This window comes from Paenalicyclobacillus macrosporangiidus, assembly GCF_900116805.1.
Classification (GTDB): Bacteria; Bacillota; Bacilli; order Alicyclobacillales; family Alicyclobacillaceae; genus Alicyclobacillus_H; species Alicyclobacillus_H macrosporangiidus.
Map to the genome: position 1 here is coordinate 144,526 of NZ_FPBV01000003.1, position 16,501 is coordinate 161,026.

Consider the following 16,501-nt stretch of genomic DNA (forward strand, 5'->3'; position numbering starts at 1 on the left):
AACATGCTGTCGCCGATGTTGCACTGGCGTTCCGCCCCCATCGAACGCAGAACTTTCGGAACCTTGCCCATCTCCATGATACAAACGACCCTGCCCGTAACGACAGGGGCTTGGCGCAACATGTCGGTTTCAGCGCGCAAGATGTCGCAGCCTTCGTAGCAATGCCTTCGCCGCATTGCGGCTAACCGGAACCTCCGAACGTTGCGCATCGTCCATCACGACCGTGTAGGCACCGTGCACCCAGGGCCGGACCTCACGCACCCGGCTCAGGTTGACGAGACAGCTCTTGTGCGTGCGGAAGAATGGCAATCCCGCCAACCGTTCTCCCAGTTCATTCAGGGTGGTGCGAACGCAGACCGGCCCGTCATCCGTGTGCACCTCGACCCATCGCGCCACGCGGGTGGCGTAACAGATACGGGTCGGATCGATGAAGACCATGCCGCCACCGTGGTGCAACAGCAGCCGGATCTGCCCCGCAGGGCGGCCCGGTCCGTCGGCCAAGGATACGCTCGTCCCGGCATTTCCGGCTGCAGGACTCTGCAGGATGGGAACGCCGGCCGATGCCGCTTTGTCCGCGGGGTCACCGCCGCTCCGAGCCAGTGTCCAATGATGCCGGACCCGATTCAGTGTCGCTTGCACACGAACGGGATCGTACGGCTTCATCACGTAATCAATGGCCTCCACGGAAAACGCCTCGACGGCGTGCTCGTCATAGGCGGTGGTGAACACAATCAGCGGCAATCCTCCGACAGGCCGCTCGGCCGCTATCCGACGCGCCACCTCCATGCCCGAGCACACGGGCATGTGGATATCGAGGAACACCACATCCGGGCGCTCGCTTCGCCAGCGTTCGTACGCTTCCGGCCCGTTGCGCGCCGGTCGGCAGAGTTCAAAATCATGGTTCCGGGAAATGAGATAAGCCAGTTCTTCCCGAGCCACCCATTCATCCTCCGCGATCAACACACGTATGCTCAACCAACTCCCTCCTTCGCCCTTGCGGGTAAATGGAACCAGACGACGGCACCCCCGTGCGGGCCGTTGGCCAGCCGCAGGGTGGACTCTGCGCCCAGCAGCGCCACCAGCCGTTGGCGCACGATGGACAGCCCCACGCCCCCCGGGATCTCTCCATCGGTGCAGCCGGCAGAGTACAGCACATCAGGCGGAAATCCCGGCCCATCATCCCGAACCTCCACCTGCACGCCCGTCCCTGCGTGCCGGATCTGCACCTGAATCCGTCCCCCCTCGGGCCGGACGGACAACCCGTGTTTCACGCTGTTCTCGACCAACGGCTGCAGCGTGCCCGGAGGGATGAGCACGGACGGCAGGTTTTCGTCTATCCGCCAATCAAACACAATCCGGTCGTCGAACCGCGCCTTGACAATGTCGGTGTAGGCAAACGCCATCTCCAGCTCCTCCGCCAGCGGCACCAACCGTTGCTCCGAAGCTCGCAGGCTTGCGCGCAAGAATTGCCCCAGGCGGACAATCAGGCGGCGGGCCCGATCCGGATCGATCCGCACCAACCCCGAGATCAGGTTGAGCGTATTGAAGAGAAAGTGCGGATGCACCTGGGCCTGCAGGTTTCGCAGGCGCATGTCCTGTATCGTGCGCCGCAGCATCTCCGCCGCGGCCACGTCCAGCTCACGAGAGATGAGCTTCCCCAAGCCCCTGGCCAGTTCGATGTCGGCGGAGCGAATGCCGCGCGCCCGGCTGACATATAGGATGACACCGCCCGCGATCTCACCCGATTGGTGCAGCGGAACCACCACCGCCCCGCGAAGAGGACAATCAGGTCTCGAACAGCCTAACGACACTCGGTCGGCGACCGTCCGAAGTTCCCCAGACTGAAGCAGCATCCGAAGGGCCGGTTCGGGCACCGGGTCGCCCGGGCGATGGTGATCTGCCCCTTTTCCGACATGTGCCAACAACCGCTGCCGGTCACACACCGTTACGGCCGCCGTGCGAAGTTCGCGCATCAACAGCTCGGCCAGCTTTTGCGCTGACGGCTCATCCAATTGCCAGCGCAGATGCGATAAGGCCCGCTCGACCAGGGTCAGGGCACGCTGCATCTCACGAGCTGTGGCCTGTTCTTCCTCAGCTCGCGCCACGTGCACGATGGCGCTGAACACCCCCACGGCCAAACTGTCAGCGATCACCAACGGCGGACCAATCTGGTTTACCACCGCGATCCCCTGCTCCACCTGACCGGGCGGTGTAAACACGAGCAGCATCCCGGTGTACAGGACGGGAGCGAAGAGCCCGACGAATACCGCTTTGTGCGGTGCCAGCACCCGTTCGTCCGCGAAGAAATGGGCCGTGAGCCCCGCCAGCCCGCCGGCCAATATCTGCGTCAAGACCCCAGCCCACGGATCGGCGCCACCCATGACCAACAGCCATCCTCCGGTGAGCACCCCGGCCAACAAACCGACGGCTGGACCGCCAAGCAAGCCTGCAATCACAATGGCCACCACGTCCGGGCCGATGCGCAGGGCGTCTGCTGCGGGCCGCCAGTGCCAAACGTGCGACACCTGTCCGGACAGTGAGACATCCAGCCCCAATTCCGATCCCGCCGCCGCGAACACCGCGAACACCAGGGCGTCCAACCAGCGCAGGCGAATGCCATCGGCGGGATCCAGCAGATGCCGGAAGACGCGAATGCGGGTTAAAGCAAACACCGCCACGAGCAAGAGAGCGCTGCGCTGCAGGATTACGAAGGTCAGTGCGCCCATCTCATCCATCTCCTACCGGGGGCGTAGGGTATGGTTTTGCGGCATCCGCCTGCGGCTCCCTTTCCGGTTGCGCATGCGACCGGCCGGGCCACAACAGGCTGCCTGCCAGGCACCCCGCTGCTCCGGCGCCGATGGCCCACAGCCCTGGAGAAACGCCGCCGGCCTTCGCACAGGCATGAAGCAACAGCCACCCCGCCGTCACCCCAGCCCCGGATGCCATGCCTGCCAGGGCACCTGCCGCGGTGAACCGCCGCCAGTAAAAGGTACACAGCAAAACGGGCACATTTGTGGCCGCCGCCCACACGAACACCAACGACACCAGGGCAGTGATGCTCGGGCCGTGCACCAACAACGCTGCCATGGTGGCGACAAGCCCCAGAAGCACCGCGCAGACGCGGGCCAACGTCAACGGATCCCTGTGATCCCCTGGCGGCCAAGCGAAGGTCCGGTGCAGGAGGTCGTGGGCCAATGCGCCGGTCGCCGTGATCAGCAAGCCCGTCACCACCGCCAACACGGTCGCGAAGGCGACCGCACTCACGAAGGCGGCGAGAAACGGCCCGCCCAACCGCCGTGCCAGCACTATCACTGCCAGGCTTCCGTCCGACCCCGCAGACGCCCCCGATGCCCCAAACGCCGCGGCGGCAAAACCCAAGACGAGCACCAATAGGTAAAACAGCCCCAGTGCCGAGGTGGCTGTTGTCAGCGACCGCCGTACCTCCGTCGGCCCGCGAACGGTCAGAAATCGTACCAGAATATGAGGCATTCCCATCGTGCCGAGTACCAGCGGAACATTCACCGACAGGGACGCCCACGCAGTGTCATACAGCCGCCCCGGCGCCAGGAGCGCACCGCCGTCGGGCGCCACCGCTGCCCGCCAAAGGTGAGCCGGGTTCCAGCCCGTTCGCGCCCCTACAATCAATGCCATTAACGCCGCCGTGGACAGCAGAAGCACACTCTTGACAATCTGAACCCACGATGTGGACACCATTCCGCCCACCGCGACGTACAGGGTCATCAGGAGGCCAATCCACCAGACCGCCCAGGTCCGCGGCCAACCCAGCAGGGACTGCGCCAATTCCCCCGCTGCCACCAGTTGCGGGATGAGATAGGCGACGGAGATGATCAGCGTGTTGACCGCAGTCGCGAAACGTAGCCAGGAGCGGCGAAAATGGGAGTCCAGCGCGTCGGCCAGCGTGTAGCGGCCCAGTCGGTGAACCGACTCGGCGACCGTCCACAACAGCAAATAGGACGCGAAAAAGGACGCCCCGTACAGAAACCCGTCAAATCCCCAACGCGCAACCGTGCTGCTGACGCCGAGAAACGAGGCGGCGCTGATGAAGTCCCCGGAGATGGCCAACCCGTTCTGGACCCCCGTGAGACCCCGCGACGCGGCGTAGAAACGGTCCGTGTCGTGGCGGCTGCGTGCAGACCAGTAACTGATCATCAGCGTCCCGGCGAGCACCGTCAACAGAAACAGCAAATCGTCGGCAGCCATGCGGTCACCCCTGTCCGACGTCCGTCACGGGTCTCGGGAATTCCGGGACGGAACGGCAGGGTGGCAGCGCCCAGCGCGCCCCCATTCCGTCGTCCGCACCCGCGGAATCCAGCGATCTATGAATATTATATGAAAATTCTTCGACTTCCTGTCCTTTTCCTGCCGTTGCATCGGCCTGCGAGGAAAGATTGATTGCCGTCTCCACACCAGACTCCGCAGGGGAGCCACCACAAGTATGTCCATCGGAGAGAACGAAATGAAGGAGCGCGAATACCCGGGGCAAGAGGAAGGAGAGGTCGCAGATCCCAAGTCAACAGCGCCGAAAGACTCGCAAGCTGTTTATCAGCCACGCCAGGTTGGCGGAGTCTAAATCGTAGATCCGGCTACATAGGTAAGACAATATCTGCTCCGCTTTCGCCTTATGCATTGCAAAATAAAGAACCCCTGCAACAATTTATGCCGTGAGACGCCCTTTGCCGACCCGCGGAACCATCGAAATACAATCAAGAGAATTTAAGGATTCAAGTTGATTTTCAAGGATGGTAACCCAAACACCACCGACGCGGCGCAGGGGCACCCGCCAAGCCCCTACGGCCCGGGGGTGCCCTTCTTACGCCCATGTCTGTCACGGTGTCACTTCACCCGTGTCCCGCAAAAACGCCGCCACCGTTTCATACGCCGTCCACCGCTGCGGCAGGTCCCAGGCGGCATTTGCGAAGAATCCGTGCACCATCCCGTCGAAGCGCACCAACCGCACCGGCACCCCCGCCTCCCGGAGGCGGTCCGCGTAGCGCTCGCCTTCGTCACGGAGCGGATCGTGCTCGGCCGTCAACACGAGCGCCGGGGGCAGCCCGGTGAGGTCCGCTGTGCGCAACGGGGACGCCCACGGGTGGTCGGCGTCCTCCGGCCGGGCGAGGTACTGTTCCCAGAACCACATCATCCCGGCGCGCGTCAGTGAGTAACCGGTCTCGTGCAGCCGGTAGGACGGCGTGTCGAAGTCATGGTCGGTGATGGGATACACCAACACCTGCGCCGCGATGGCGGGGCCGCCCTCGTCGCGTACCCGCAACGCCGTCACCGTCGCCAGGTTGCCGCCGGCGCTGTCCCCCGCCACGGCGAGCCCTTCCGCCCGGCCGCCCAGCGTCTCCGCATGGACCGCAGCCCAACGGACCGCCGCCAGCGCGTCGTCGGTCGCCGCAGGGAACTTATGCTCCGGCGCCAGCCGGTAATCCACCGAGACCACCACCCGCTGGCACACCTCGCACAACGCCCGGCAGACATCGTCCACCGTGTCGAGGTCCCCCAGGACCCAGCCGCCGCCGTGGAAGTACACCAACAGCGGGTGGGGCCCTGTCTGCTGCGGGCGGTACACCCGGATGGGGATGGACCCGCCCGGGCCGGGGAGGGTCGTGTCCATCACCCCGCCGACCGGCCTAGGCGGCAGGTTCAGGTCCTTCAGTGCCTGGCGGCGTACGGCCCGCAGGGCCACCGGGTCCGCGCCAGGGCCCGGCGCCGGAGCAGCGGGATCGATGGCAGCCAACAGTTCTTTCACGCGTGGGTCGAGGGTCATCGTCGGCTCCTCCTCTCCGTCCGGGCGCCACCGAACCCCCGCTCAGCCGCGCGGCACAATCTGCGGGTGTCCTGCGAGGAAGCCCCCGTCTACCGGCAGCGCGATGCCGGTGATGAACGAGGCCGCCGGGGAGGCCAAAAAGCACACCGCTTCCGCAATCTCCTCCGGCTGTCCGAGCCGTCCCTGGGGCGTCTTGAGCAGGATGTTGTCGCGGAACGATGGCTCCTCCAGCGCACGTGCTGTCATCTCCGTGCGGATGTACCCCGGGCTGACCGCGTTGACGCGGATGTTGTGTTTCGCCCACTCCACCGCGAGCACCCGGGTATACTGCAGGAGTCCTCCTTTGGCCGCGGCGTACGCGCTCTGGTTCGGCGTGGTCACATGCGACATCATGGATGTGATGGTCACGATGCTGCCGCCGCCCTGCTGGATCATGCGCCGGCCGACCGCCTGGCAGGTCCGGTACGCGCCCGTCAAATTGGTATTCAACACGCGCACCCAGGCTTCCTCCGGGTAATCCTCCGCGGGCACCCGGGCGTTGATTCCCGCGCAATACACGAGGCTGTCGATGCGCCCGAAATCCGTCACCACCCGCTCGACAAACGCGTCGACGCTGGCGCCCTCGGTCACGTCGAGGAGATAGCCCGCCGCCTGCCCGCCGCGCTCGCGGATGGCCGCCGCGGCCGCCTCCACCTCCGTGCCGGTGCGGCTCCCGATGACGACCCGCGCCCCGTACTCCGCAAACTTTTCGGCGACGGCCCGGCCGATGCCGCGTCCGCCGCCCGCCACCACGACGACCTGATTCTGAAGCCCTCTCATCCTCGCACCTCGTCCGAAATCGGTTTTTTCACGATGAACCAGTAGCACAGCGCCGCGCACCCGGCGATGATCCCACCGCTGATGAACGCCAGCGAATACGACCCGGTGCTGTCCGCAATCATCCCGGTGATCACCGGCGAAAAGGCGCCGCCGAAGTAGCCGCCGAAATTCTGGATGGCACCCACGGACGCCACCATCGGGCCCGGCGCGACGTCCCCGGCCAGGGCCCACGCGCTGCCCGTGATGGCCGAGATAAAGGCCAGGGCCAGAGTGAGCAGCGTGATCGTGAACGCCAGTGAATGCACCAACGGCACCAGGATGACAGAGACGGCCGCCAGGATGGCGCACACGGTGATCATCGCCCGCTTGGCGTTCATGGGCGAAGCCACGCCCGCGTCGGCGATGCGCTTGGTGATGTAGCCGCCGAGGATGTCCCCGATGATTCCGCCGACCCACGGGATGCTGGCGTACACGCCGAGGGCGGACAGTGTCACGTGGTACGTCTTCTGCAGGTACAGCGGCAGGAAGTTCAAAAAGATGTTCCAGATCCAGATGGTGCAGAAGAACCCGAGGATCATCCCCCACATGGTCCGGTACGTGAACAGGGTCCCCCAGCGGATGCGCGCCTGGCCGATCTGCTGTTCCTCACCCGCTCCGTCCGCCTGGATGTACGCCCGCTCCTCCGGCGTCAGCCGGCGGCTGTGCTCCGGGCTGCGGTAGAACAGCATCCAGAACACGATGAAGACGACGCCAATCAAGCCGGTGACATAGAAGAGCATGCGCCAGTTGGTCGCCATCAGGATGGCGACGAGGATGGGCGGCGCCAAGGCCGGTCCCCATTTGGACGACGAGTCCCAGATGCCCGTCGCCAGTCCGCGCTCTTTGCGCGGGAACCAGGCGGCCGTCACCTTGGCCGATGTGGGAAAGCAGGGCGCCTCGCCCATCCCGAGCAGGAAACGTGCCGGGATGAACTGGCTCATCTTGTTGCAGGCACCCATGAGGAGCGTCGCCAGGCTCCACCACAGCACCGCGATGGAATACATCCGCTTGGCGCCGAACCGGTCCACCAGCCATCCGGCCGGCAGTTGCATCAACGCGTACGTCCACGAGAACACCGTGCCCATCAGGCCGATGTCGGTGTTGCTCAGGTGCAGTTCATCCATCATCGGCTTGGCCGCGATGCTGAGGTTGGTCCGGTCCAAATAATTGATGATTCCGCCGATGAGCAGCCAGATGATCACCGTCCAGCGCACACTCCCCGGGGAGCGCAGGCCCGGTCCCATCTCCGTCTGGATGTCGGCACGCATCGTCTCACCCCCGTATCGATCCCGCCGCACCACCCGCCGCCTCAAGTGCAGCGGGCCTCACGGTCCGTCCGGCGCGCCTGCGCCGGATCCCGTCATCCCCGCCCGTGGGCGGTCAACAGCGTCGTGCGCACCGCGTCGTCCGCGAGCAGGTTCGCCGCGGTATCCGTCCGCACCACCCGGCCGGTCTCCAGCAGGTAGGCGCGGTGCGCGATGCGCAGGCTCATGCTGGCGTTTTGCTCCACCAGCAGCACCGTCACCCCTTGTTCGTTGATCTCGCGGATGGTCTGAAAGACCTGCTTGACGATGACCGGCGCCAGACCGAGCGAGGGTTCGTCAAGCATGAGGATCTTCGGGTTCGCCATCAGCCCGCGCCCGATGGCCAGCATCTGCTGCTGGCCGCCGCTGAGCGACCAGCCGAGCTGGTTCATCAGCCGCTTGAGGTCCGGGAAGATGGTGAGCACGCGCTCGATGCCCTGCTCCACCTCCGCTTTGGAGACCTTGCGATTGGAGGTTCCCATGATGAGGTTTTCTTTCACCGTTAGGCCGGGAAAGATGCGCCGGCCCTCGGGGACGTGCACAATGCCCTTGCGCACGATGGTCTCCGGCGGCAGCCGGTCAATCCGCTCGCCCAGATACTCGATGGTGCCCTTTGTCGGGTGCAGGAGTCCGGAGATGGTCTTCAGCGTCGTCGACTTGCCGGCCCCGTTGACCCCGAGCAGCGCGACGATCTCCCCTTCGTTCACTTCCAGGGAAATATCGTGCAGCCCCACCACCTCGCCGTAGCGGGATTCGATGTGATGGACCTTAAGCATAGTCATACTCGGCATCATCCCCCAGGTATGCCTTGATCACCGCCGGATTGCGCAGCACCTCGTCCACCGAGCCCTCCGCGATCTTCGACCCGAAATCCATCACGTACGCTTGCGTCGCGACCTGGGACACGAACGACATGTCGTGCTCGATGAGCAGGATGGTGAACCCGAGTTCATGCAGCCGGTAGACGAGATGCGAGAGTTCCTTCGTCTCCTCCGTGTTCATCCCCGCCGCCGGCTCGTCGAGCAACAACAACTGCGGCTCACAGACCATCGCCCGCGCGATCTCGACGATGCGCTGCTGGCCGTAAGGCAGATTCTTCGCCTTCTCATGGATGCGCGTGAACCCGAGCAGGCGCAGCGTCTCCTCGGCGCGCTCGCGCGCGATGCGTTCCTCCAGATACCCGCGCGGTGTCGACAACAACGTACCCGCCAGACCGACCGTGCCTTTCGGGTAATACCCGACGATCACGTTCTCCAGCGCGGTCAGTTCCGGGAACAACCGGATGTTCTGGAACGTGCGCGCGATGCCGAGGCGGTTGATCACGTGCGGTTTCAGCCCGGAGATGTTGCGGCCGTCGAACCACACCTCCCCGGCGGTCGGCTCGTAGATGCCGCTGAGCACGTTCAGGACCGTCGTCTTGCCCGATCCATTGGGGCCGATGAGGACGGCGACGTCGCCCTTGCGGACCGTGAAGCTGACGCCGTTGACGGCTTTGACGCCGCCGAAGTGCTTGTGCAGGTCCTTCACTTCGAGCAACACCTGCTCGCCCGGTGTCGGTCGATGGATCGGCTCGGCGCGCTGCATGAGCGTCTCGACGACAGCGGCCGGCTGGACGGGCGTTTCCTTTTTCACCAGCCGCAGGATGGCGCGCACGCCGCGTTGGACCAGGCCCCACAGGCCGTCCGGCAAGAACAGCACGACGACGATGACCAGGAGCCCGTACACCGCAATGTAGTAATCCTTCAGGAAGCGCAGCCACTCGGGTAGGAACGTCAGCAGCCCGGCGCCGAGGAGGGTGCCGATGATGGACTCCTGGCCGCCGACCAGCGTCATGGAGAAGAACAACACCGACTGATCGAAGATGTAAATGTTTGGGCTGATGTACAGCGCCCCCGCCGCATACAGCACACCCGCCAACCCGCCGAGGGCCGCGCTCACGGAGAAGGCCAGCACCTTCGCCCAGAAGAGGTTGATGCCGGCGCTGGAGGCGGCGATCTCGTCCTCGCGCAGCGCCAGAAGGGCATTGCCGAGGCGCGAGTGGCGCAGACGGTACACCACGTACACCGCGAGACACAGGAAGACCAGCATCAGCCAGTAGTAGCTGCGGTCGTCGACGAACGACAGCGGGCCGATGGTCGGCCGGGGAATGTTGGAGATGCCGTCGGCGCCGCCGGTGACGGTTGCCCAGTTGTTCAGCACGAGCGAGATGATCACCTGGAAGCCGATGGTCACCAGAGCCAGGTAGTGCGTCGTCAGCCGCAGGGAGATGGCGCCCAAAACCAGGCCGAACAAGGTCGGCACGATGACGCCGAGCAGTGCGGAGGGCCAAAACGGCCAATGGTGCTTGACGGTCAGGATGGCCAGGGTGTACGAACCGAGGCCGTAAAACGCCGCCTGGGCCAGGGATACCTGGCCGGAGTACCCGAGCACCACCGTCAAGCCGAGGCAGGCGATGGCGTAGGAGACGGACAAGATGGTCAGGGTCAGATAGTACGTCCCGAGCCGCCCGCCGGGCAGCAGAAACGGAACGATGGCCAGCAGCGCGATCACGGGGATGAACTTCAGGATCTGTCTTGCCATGCGCGTCCTCCCTTCCGTTGGCATGACCGCCCGGATTCAGACCTTCTGCGACACCTTTTCGCCGAACAGACCGTACGGGCGGAAGATCAGGAACAGGACGAGCACGATGAAGGCGAACGCGTCCCGATACGCACCGGAGATGTAGGTTCCGCCGAACGTTTCGATGATCCCGATGGCCAGGCCGCCGATGATGGCGCCTTTGACACTGCTGAAGCCGCCGACGATGGAGGCGGCGAACGCCTTGAGCCCGATGAGAGAGCCCATGGTGGTCGTGACCATGTACACCGGGGCCACCAGGATGCCCGCCAAACCGCCGAGGGCGGTGCTGAGCGCGAACGTCAACGCGTTCATGCGCGCCGTGTTGATGCCCATCAGCCGGGCCGTGGTCGGATCCTGCGCGGTGGCCTGCATCTGTTTGCCGAGCTTGGTACGCTCAAAAAACCAGTTGAGCAGCGCCACCATCACCGCCGTTACTACGATGATCAACAGATACTGCGGATACACGTGCACGCCGCCGAGATCGACCGTCTGCTGCGAAAACACGCTGGGCAGCTGCAGCGGCACCGGCCCGTACAGGATGAGAAACAGGTGCTGGAGAAAGATGGACCCGCCCACGGTGGCGATCATCACCGGAAGGAAGTTGCGCGGCCGGTTTTTCACCGGCTGATACACGCCCAGTTGGAACAGATACCCTGCCACGCCGGCCAGGATGACGCTGACGACGAAGCCCAGTGCGTACGGCAAGTGCGCGCTCACCACCAGGCTGACCATGAAGAACGCCGCCACCATGGAGAAATCGCCTTGGGCGAAGTTGACCACGTTGACCGCTGTGTACACGAGCACAAAACCGAGCGCCACGAGAGCGTAGATGCTGCCGACCGCGAGTCCGGTGACAAGCAATTGGATGACTTGCAAGCGCCATTCCCTCCTCGCTTCGCGGGCCTATACGGTCCCCACTGGGGACCAGGCCCCTTCGGTGAGCTTTCGCCGACGGTGCGCCGGAGGGGGCGTCTTTCCGCCCCCTTTCGGCACAGGCCTCATGCCGGCAGAGTCAGTGTTTGCTGAAGTCGACATACTTGATGGTGTGCACCTTCTGATTGTCAATTTTGACGACCGTGTAGCCGTGCAGGCCATCGCCATTCTGGTCAAAGCTGTAGGTACCCTCGACGCCTGGCCGGTTTTGGACCTGCAACAGCCCCTGGCGGATGGCGTTCGGGTCCGTGCCATTCTTCGCGATGACGTCCTTGAGCACCATGATGGCGTCGTACACCCATCCGGCGAACAGATCGGGCGTCTCATGGTACTTGGCCTCGTAGTCTTTCGTGAACTGCTTGGCCGCGTCGTTGGCGTCCGTCACGAAGTCGGAGACCCCGTAGGTGCCGTTGACCGCGTCTCCCGCCAGTTGGATGCACACGTCGGTGGCGATGGACGGGGAGCCGACGACGTTCATCTTCAGACCGAGCTGGCGGAACTGGCGCAACATCTGCGCTTCGTCTTCGGCGTTGGTCATGTAGGTCATCAAGGTATCCGCGCCGGAAGATTTGATCTTTTCAAGATAAGAGGTGTAGTCCTTGGTCGCGGTGGTGTAGCCTTCGTCGGCCACCACCGGGATGTTGTCCTTGGCGAACGCCTGCTTTAACAGATCGTTGCCGCCCGATCCGAACGCGTCGGTGTCGTACAGGATGGCGACCTTCTTCGCGTGCAGATCCTGCACCGCGAACTGCTCCATCGCGGCCGAAGCGTACGTATCATTGGGCCGGAAGCGGAACACCCACTGGTTGCCCATGTTCGTCAGTTTGGGGTTGGTGCCGCCAATCATGTTCGGGATCTTCTGCTGTGCCACGTACGGCAGCGTGGCTTGGACGATGGTGCTGCGCACCGAGTTGATGATGGCGACCACATTCGGATCCGAGGCCAGTTTTTGAAAAGCCGCAACGCCTCCCTGGTTGGTGCCCTGGTTGTCCTCAATCTTCAGCACGACCTGTTTGCCGTTGATACCGCCCGCCGCATTGATCTGTTCGACGGCCAGTTCCGCCCCGCGCTTGCCGTGCAGGCCGGACAGGGCCGCCGGCCCGGTAATTTCCTCCGACAACCCGATGACAATCTGCCCTCCGGACCCGTTGCCGCCTCCGCCGGACGCCGCGTTGCCACCTCCACTGTTGCCGGGGCCGCCACTGCCCGCGCCGCCGCTGCCACACGCCGTCACCCCCGCCATCAGGGCCATCGCGGCCAGCCCTGCACTCCATTTCCGCCATTTGCTCATCACAACGTCCCCCTTTTCTTGCGTGTCCAAATTGGGTCTCTCCCGCCGCCGGGCGTTTCTGCCTCTGCCGCGCCTGCCCATTACCGAACCTGGCCGTCGCCACACCCGCCCGCTTGCCGAAACACAGGTGCCAATGTTCCCTCGTCGCGCAACGTTGTCAAGAGTCTGTCAATTTTCGGCACAAAAAGAAAGCGTTTTCTTTGCCAGGCACACCGTTGGCGCGGAGTTCGGCCGTCGCGGTGGGATCAGGTGGCCCAGGGAAGGTGGCCTGGAGAAAACCTGACCCGTGCGGCGGTGTCACCACGTGGTGTAAGCAAGTCGTGTGCCAAGCCCGCTCGCGGCCCCAACCGCCACGCCGGGGCCGCCTCCGGGTTTGAATCGTTGCAATTTTTCACGAACCGTCTTCTCGGTGATTCAATTTGCAACACGCGGTTGCATAACTGCGCCCATCTGCCCGTCCCGCTCCGCCGCCGGAGCCTTATGGCACAAGGACCAGCTTGGGATAGCGGGCCGGACCGTCAATCTGTTCATCGAACGCCTCCTGGATGGCCCCCATCGGCCGCACGTCGAGCCACGCCTCGTCGGGCCGCACCACGCCGCTGTCCACCAGCCGGTGCGCCAAGCGGAAGTCGTCCTCCGTGTAACAGAAGCAGCCGGCGACCTCCAGCTCCTTGCGCACCACCACGTTACCCTGCACGCGCGTGTCGTCCTCGTGCAGGCCAATCCACGCCATGCGCCCGCCGCTGCGGAGCACGTCCACGCACCCCTGGCGCGTGGCCGTCAAACCCACCGCGTCGATGGCCCGGTCCGCTCCGGCCCCGGTCAGGCGGCGCACCACCTGAACCACATCCTCGCGCCGAGGATTGGCCGTGTGCGTCGCACCGAACGCGACCCCCAGCGCCAAGCGCTCGTCGTTCGTGTCGACCAACACCAGCGGCGCGGCCCCGCGCAGCTTCGCCGCGAGCAGCGAGAACAAACCGATGATCCCGGCGCCGTACACGACGACGCTGTCGCCCAGCGACACCTGCGCCTGCGCGGCCGCGCGCAGGCCGCAAGCGAGCGGCTCCACCAGCGCGCCCGCGAGCGCGTCCTGCACCCGGTGGCAGCGATCCGCCGGGACCACCACGTACTCGGCGAAGGAACCGGGCCGGTGAATGCCAATGATGGCTTTCTCCGGGCAGTACTGCGGCATCCCGCGCAGGCAGTCCGGGCACCGTCCGCAGGCGATGAGCGGATTGACGGCCACCACGTCGCCGACCGAAACCCCTTTCGCCCCGTCGCCGAGGGCCGCGACCTCGCCGGTGAACTCGTGCCCCATCACCAGCGGCGGCTTGCGCAGGCTGTTCTCCCCGAGATACCCGGACAGCTCCGACCCGCAGATGCCGCTGTAGAGCACCCGCAGCAGCACCTCGCCGGGCCCCGGTTCCGGGCGTGCCATCTCCCGCGTCTCAAAACGCCGCGGCCCTGTCCACACATACGCCTGCACGCCATCGCCCCCTCAGCCGACCAGCACCGTCCGCAGTTCGCCGAGCCCCTCCACGGAGGCCACCAACTCATCGCCCGCTTTCAGCCACACGCGCTTGTCCTCCGGATACCCGAGGATCACGCCTTCTGGCGTGCCGGTGAAGATGAGATCGCCCGGCTTGAGGGTCATGTAGCGGGACGCGTAGTGGATGAGTTCAGCGCAGTCGAAGATCATGTCGGCCGTATTGGACGACTGGCGCACCTCCCCGTTCAGGCGCAGCTCCAGGCGCAGCGCATTCGGATTCGGGACCTCGTCCGCGGTCACCAAATACGGTCCGACCGGCGCGAACCCGTCCAGCGTCTTGCCGAGCAGCCACTGGCCGGTGCGGAACTGGAGGTCCCGCGCCGACAGGTCGTTGCCCGTCGCATACCCGAACACGTACGACAGCGCGTCCTCCTTCGCCACGTCCTTCGCTTCGCGGCCAATCACGATGACCAATTCGACCTCGTAGTCAATCTGCTCGGCCGCCGGCAGCTTCACGGCCTCGTTGTGGCCCGCCAGGGCGTTGTTGAACTTGCTGAACAGCACCGGGGAGGTCGGGATGGGCAGGTTCGACTCGATGGCGTGCTTGCGGTAATTGGTACCGACGCACAGGATCTTCTCCGGCTGCGCCACGCACGGGCCGAAGACCACCTCGGCCTCCGGCGTGAACAGCCCTGTCCCCTGGCCCTCCGCCAGCGCCCGCTGAACGAGTTCCGCCACCGCCTTCTTGCCGGCTTCGCCCGCCGCAATCACGGCGTCCACCGTCGGCGGCACCGACACCCCGTACCTCGCGGCAGCCGCGGCGATATCCAACACACCTTGGTCCGTCTTCACCCCGAGGGCGTACCCCGTGGATTTGCGCATCGTCAACAGCTTCATCCGTGATGTCCTCCTTCTTCCTCGGCGCCCCAAGCCGCCGCCGTATCGAGCGCCCCCGTCTCATCGAAGATCCAGGGCTCCGGCTCCGACAGCACGTCCACGTCGTCGCGCTCGCGCAACTCCGGCAGGAGGGACGCCGACACCCGGATAACATCCATCCGCAGCGTCGTGCGGATGTGCACCAGGCGCACGTCCTCCTCGCGCAGGACGTTGGCCGTCTTGATGGCCGCCTGGATGGCCAGCCGGTCGTTGTCGAGCACCATCGGCAGCTTGACCGGCTCAATCACGGTCGACGTCAGGGCGTTCGGGTACGTCTTCAAGAAGTCAATCGCCTCGAAGACCTGGCGCGTCGTCGTGTCCGCGACGCCGAGGCCGTTGGCGTTGCCGTGCGTGCGCTCCGTCAGGCGGCGCACACAGATGCGCGTCACGCGCGGTCCGCCGGTGGCGTACGGGGTGGCATAGCGGCCGGTGATGTTCGGATCCATCCCGTCGCCGGAGATGTCCTTGCCAATCTCGTCGACCACCAGCACGTCGATGTCGTCAGCCAGAATGCGCGGCATCAGCGACTTGGCCTTGAGCAGCAGCGGCGGCTCATCCGGCAGGATGCGGTCCGCCGGCAGCACGTGGATTTCCGCCACCTGGTCGTACGCGTTTTCAATCACCGCCACGCCGCACAGGATCTTGCCCGTCGCGAGCGCCACCTCGGCCACCTGCACAATGTGTTCCGCCATGTGGCCGAACCCGAGCTTGTGGCACGATTCGGCCCCCTTTTGCTTGCCGAGGCCGATGGCAATCATCTTGACAATCCCGCTCTCGTACGGCCCCCGGAAGGCGGTGTGCGGCTTGATCCGGTTGATGACGACAATCCCGTCCGCCGCGTGCGCCAGTTTGTCCATGTAGACGGGCAGGCCGTTGGGCAGCGAACCCAGTTGCACGACCTCCATCGACGAGCGGATGGGCGCCCCGACGAACGCTTCCGTCACGCCAAGGCTCTCCAGCACCTCGCGCTGCCCCTCCGGCGTCGCGCCGCCGTGGCTGCCCATGCCCGGCACGACAAACGGCCGGTATCCGCGCGCCTTCAGGTGCGCCACGACCGCCCGCGCCACCCGGTGGATGTCCGCAATCCCGCGGCTTCCGACGACGACCGCCACCTCGCCGCCCGGTGCCGGCCACCGGATCTGGCTGCCCGCGCCGGCAAACCCGTCCTCCACCGCCTGCCCGATGTCCCCCACGCGGGGACTGGGGAAACGCTGGCGGATGCGCACCATCGGCGGCAGCGGCACGCCGGCCAACAGTTCATGCACCACGTTCAATTCAGA

The 16,501-nt window shown here is 65.1% G+C and carries 13 protein-coding genes; all 13 read right to left on the reverse strand.

Going from position 1 to position 16,501, the window contains the following annotated elements; translation table 11 throughout:
* Positions 1-129: 129 nt before the first annotated feature.
* Positions 130-975: a LytR/AlgR family response regulator transcription factor gene (locus BM357_RS04315; protein WP_074950008.1), complete on the reverse strand. Its 846-nt coding sequence runs from the start codon at positions 973-975 to the stop codon at positions 130-132.
* The gene (locus BM357_RS04320; protein ID WP_074950010.1) at positions 972-2,726 is read right to left on the reverse strand and encodes a histidine kinase; all 1,755 of its coding nucleotides are present in this window, start codon (positions 2,724-2,726) and stop codon (positions 972-974) included. The genes BM357_RS04315 and BM357_RS04320 overlap by 4 nt, the downstream gene beginning before the upstream one ends.
* A 1-nt stretch (position 2,727) precedes the next feature.
* On the reverse strand, positions 2,728-4,221 hold the full coding sequence (locus BM357_RS04325; protein ID WP_074950012.1) for a solute symporter family protein: 1,494 nt from the start codon (positions 4,219-4,221) through the stop codon (positions 2,728-2,730).
* A gap of 625 nt (positions 4,222-4,846) precedes the next feature.
* Positions 4,847-5,791, reverse strand: coding sequence for an alpha/beta hydrolase (locus BM357_RS04330; protein WP_074950014.1), 945 nt, complete (start codon positions 5,789-5,791; stop codon positions 4,847-4,849).
* 42 nt (positions 5,792-5,833) lie between these two features.
* Positions 5,834-6,610, reverse strand: a complete 777-nt coding sequence (locus tag BM357_RS04335; protein WP_074950016.1) for an SDR family NAD(P)-dependent oxidoreductase — start codon at positions 6,608-6,610, stop codon at positions 5,834-5,836.
* A complete protein-coding gene (locus BM357_RS04340) occupies positions 6,607-7,962 on the reverse strand; it encodes an MFS transporter (protein ID WP_245783831.1) in 1,356 nt (451 codons plus the stop codon). The genes BM357_RS04335 and BM357_RS04340 overlap by 4 nt, the downstream gene beginning before the upstream one ends.
* A gap of 47 nt (positions 7,963-8,009) precedes the next feature.
* The gene (locus BM357_RS04345; RefSeq protein ID WP_074950018.1) at positions 8,010-8,729 is read right to left on the reverse strand and encodes an ABC transporter ATP-binding protein; all 720 of its coding nucleotides are present in this window, start codon (positions 8,727-8,729) and stop codon (positions 8,010-8,012) included.
* Complete coding sequence (locus BM357_RS04350; RefSeq protein ID WP_074950020.1) at positions 8,722-10,533, reverse strand: branched-chain amino acid ABC transporter ATP-binding protein/permease; 1,812 nt, start codon at positions 10,531-10,533, stop codon at positions 8,722-8,724. The genes BM357_RS04345 and BM357_RS04350 overlap by 8 nt, the downstream gene beginning before the upstream one ends.
* A 36-nt stretch (positions 10,534-10,569) precedes the next feature.
* The gene (locus BM357_RS04355) at positions 10,570-11,448 is read right to left on the reverse strand and encodes a branched-chain amino acid ABC transporter permease (RefSeq protein ID WP_074950022.1); all 879 of its coding nucleotides are present in this window, start codon (positions 11,446-11,448) and stop codon (positions 10,570-10,572) included.
* Positions 11,449-11,584: 136 nt separating this feature from the next.
* Complete coding sequence (locus BM357_RS04360; RefSeq protein WP_217647665.1) at positions 11,585-12,796, reverse strand: ABC transporter substrate-binding protein; 1,212 nt, start codon at positions 12,794-12,796, stop codon at positions 11,585-11,587.
* Positions 12,797-13,274: 478 nt separating this feature from the next.
* Entirely contained in the window at positions 13,275-14,282 is a 1,008-nt protein-coding gene (locus tag BM357_RS04365; protein WP_074950024.1) for a zinc-dependent alcohol dehydrogenase, read from the reverse strand.
* A 12-nt stretch (positions 14,283-14,294) separates the two neighbouring features.
* A complete protein-coding gene (locus BM357_RS04370; RefSeq protein ID WP_074950026.1) occupies positions 14,295-15,182 on the reverse strand; it encodes a fumarylacetoacetate hydrolase family protein in 888 nt (295 codons plus the stop codon).
* Positions 15,179-16,495: a nickel pincer cofactor-dependent isomerase, group 22 gene (locus tag BM357_RS04375; protein ID WP_074950028.1), complete on the reverse strand. Its 1,317-nt coding sequence runs from the start codon at positions 16,493-16,495 to the stop codon at positions 15,179-15,181. Before BM357_RS04375 ends, BM357_RS04370 begins: the two co-directional genes overlap by 4 nt.
* Positions 16,496-16,501: the final 6 nt, after the last annotated feature.

Bases quoted from the DNA above. Each gene is read 5' to 3' on its own strand.
- BM357_RS04325 (WP_074950012.1), bottom strand. From the start codon at position 4,221: ATGGCTGCCGACGATTTGCTGTTTCTGTTGACGGTGCTCGCCGGGACG.
- BM357_RS04350 (WP_074950020.1), bottom strand. From the start codon at position 10,533: ATGGCAAGACAGATCCTGAAGTTCATCCCCGTGATCGCGCTGCTGGCC.
- BM357_RS04345 (WP_074950018.1), bottom strand. From the start codon at position 8,729: ATGCTTAAGGTCCATCACATCGAATCCCGCTACGGCGAGGTGGTGGGG.
- BM357_RS04370 (WP_074950026.1), bottom strand. From the start codon at position 15,182: ATGAAGCTGTTGACGATGCGCAAATCCACGGGGTACGCCCTCGGGGTG.
- BM357_RS04320 (WP_074950010.1), bottom strand. From the start codon at position 2,726: ATGGGCGCACTGACCTTCGTAATCCTGCAGCGCAGCGCTCTCTTGCTC.
- BM357_RS04335 (WP_074950016.1), bottom strand. From the start codon at position 6,610: ATGAGAGGGCTTCAGAATCAGGTCGTCGTGGTGGCGGGCGGCGGACGC.
- BM357_RS04360 (WP_217647665.1), bottom strand. From the start codon at position 12,796: ATGAGCAAATGGCGGAAATGGAGTGCAGGGCTGGCCGCGATGGCCCTG.
- BM357_RS04330 (WP_074950014.1), bottom strand. From the start codon at position 5,791: ATGACCCTCGACCCACGCGTGAAAGAACTGTTGGCTGCCATCGATCCC.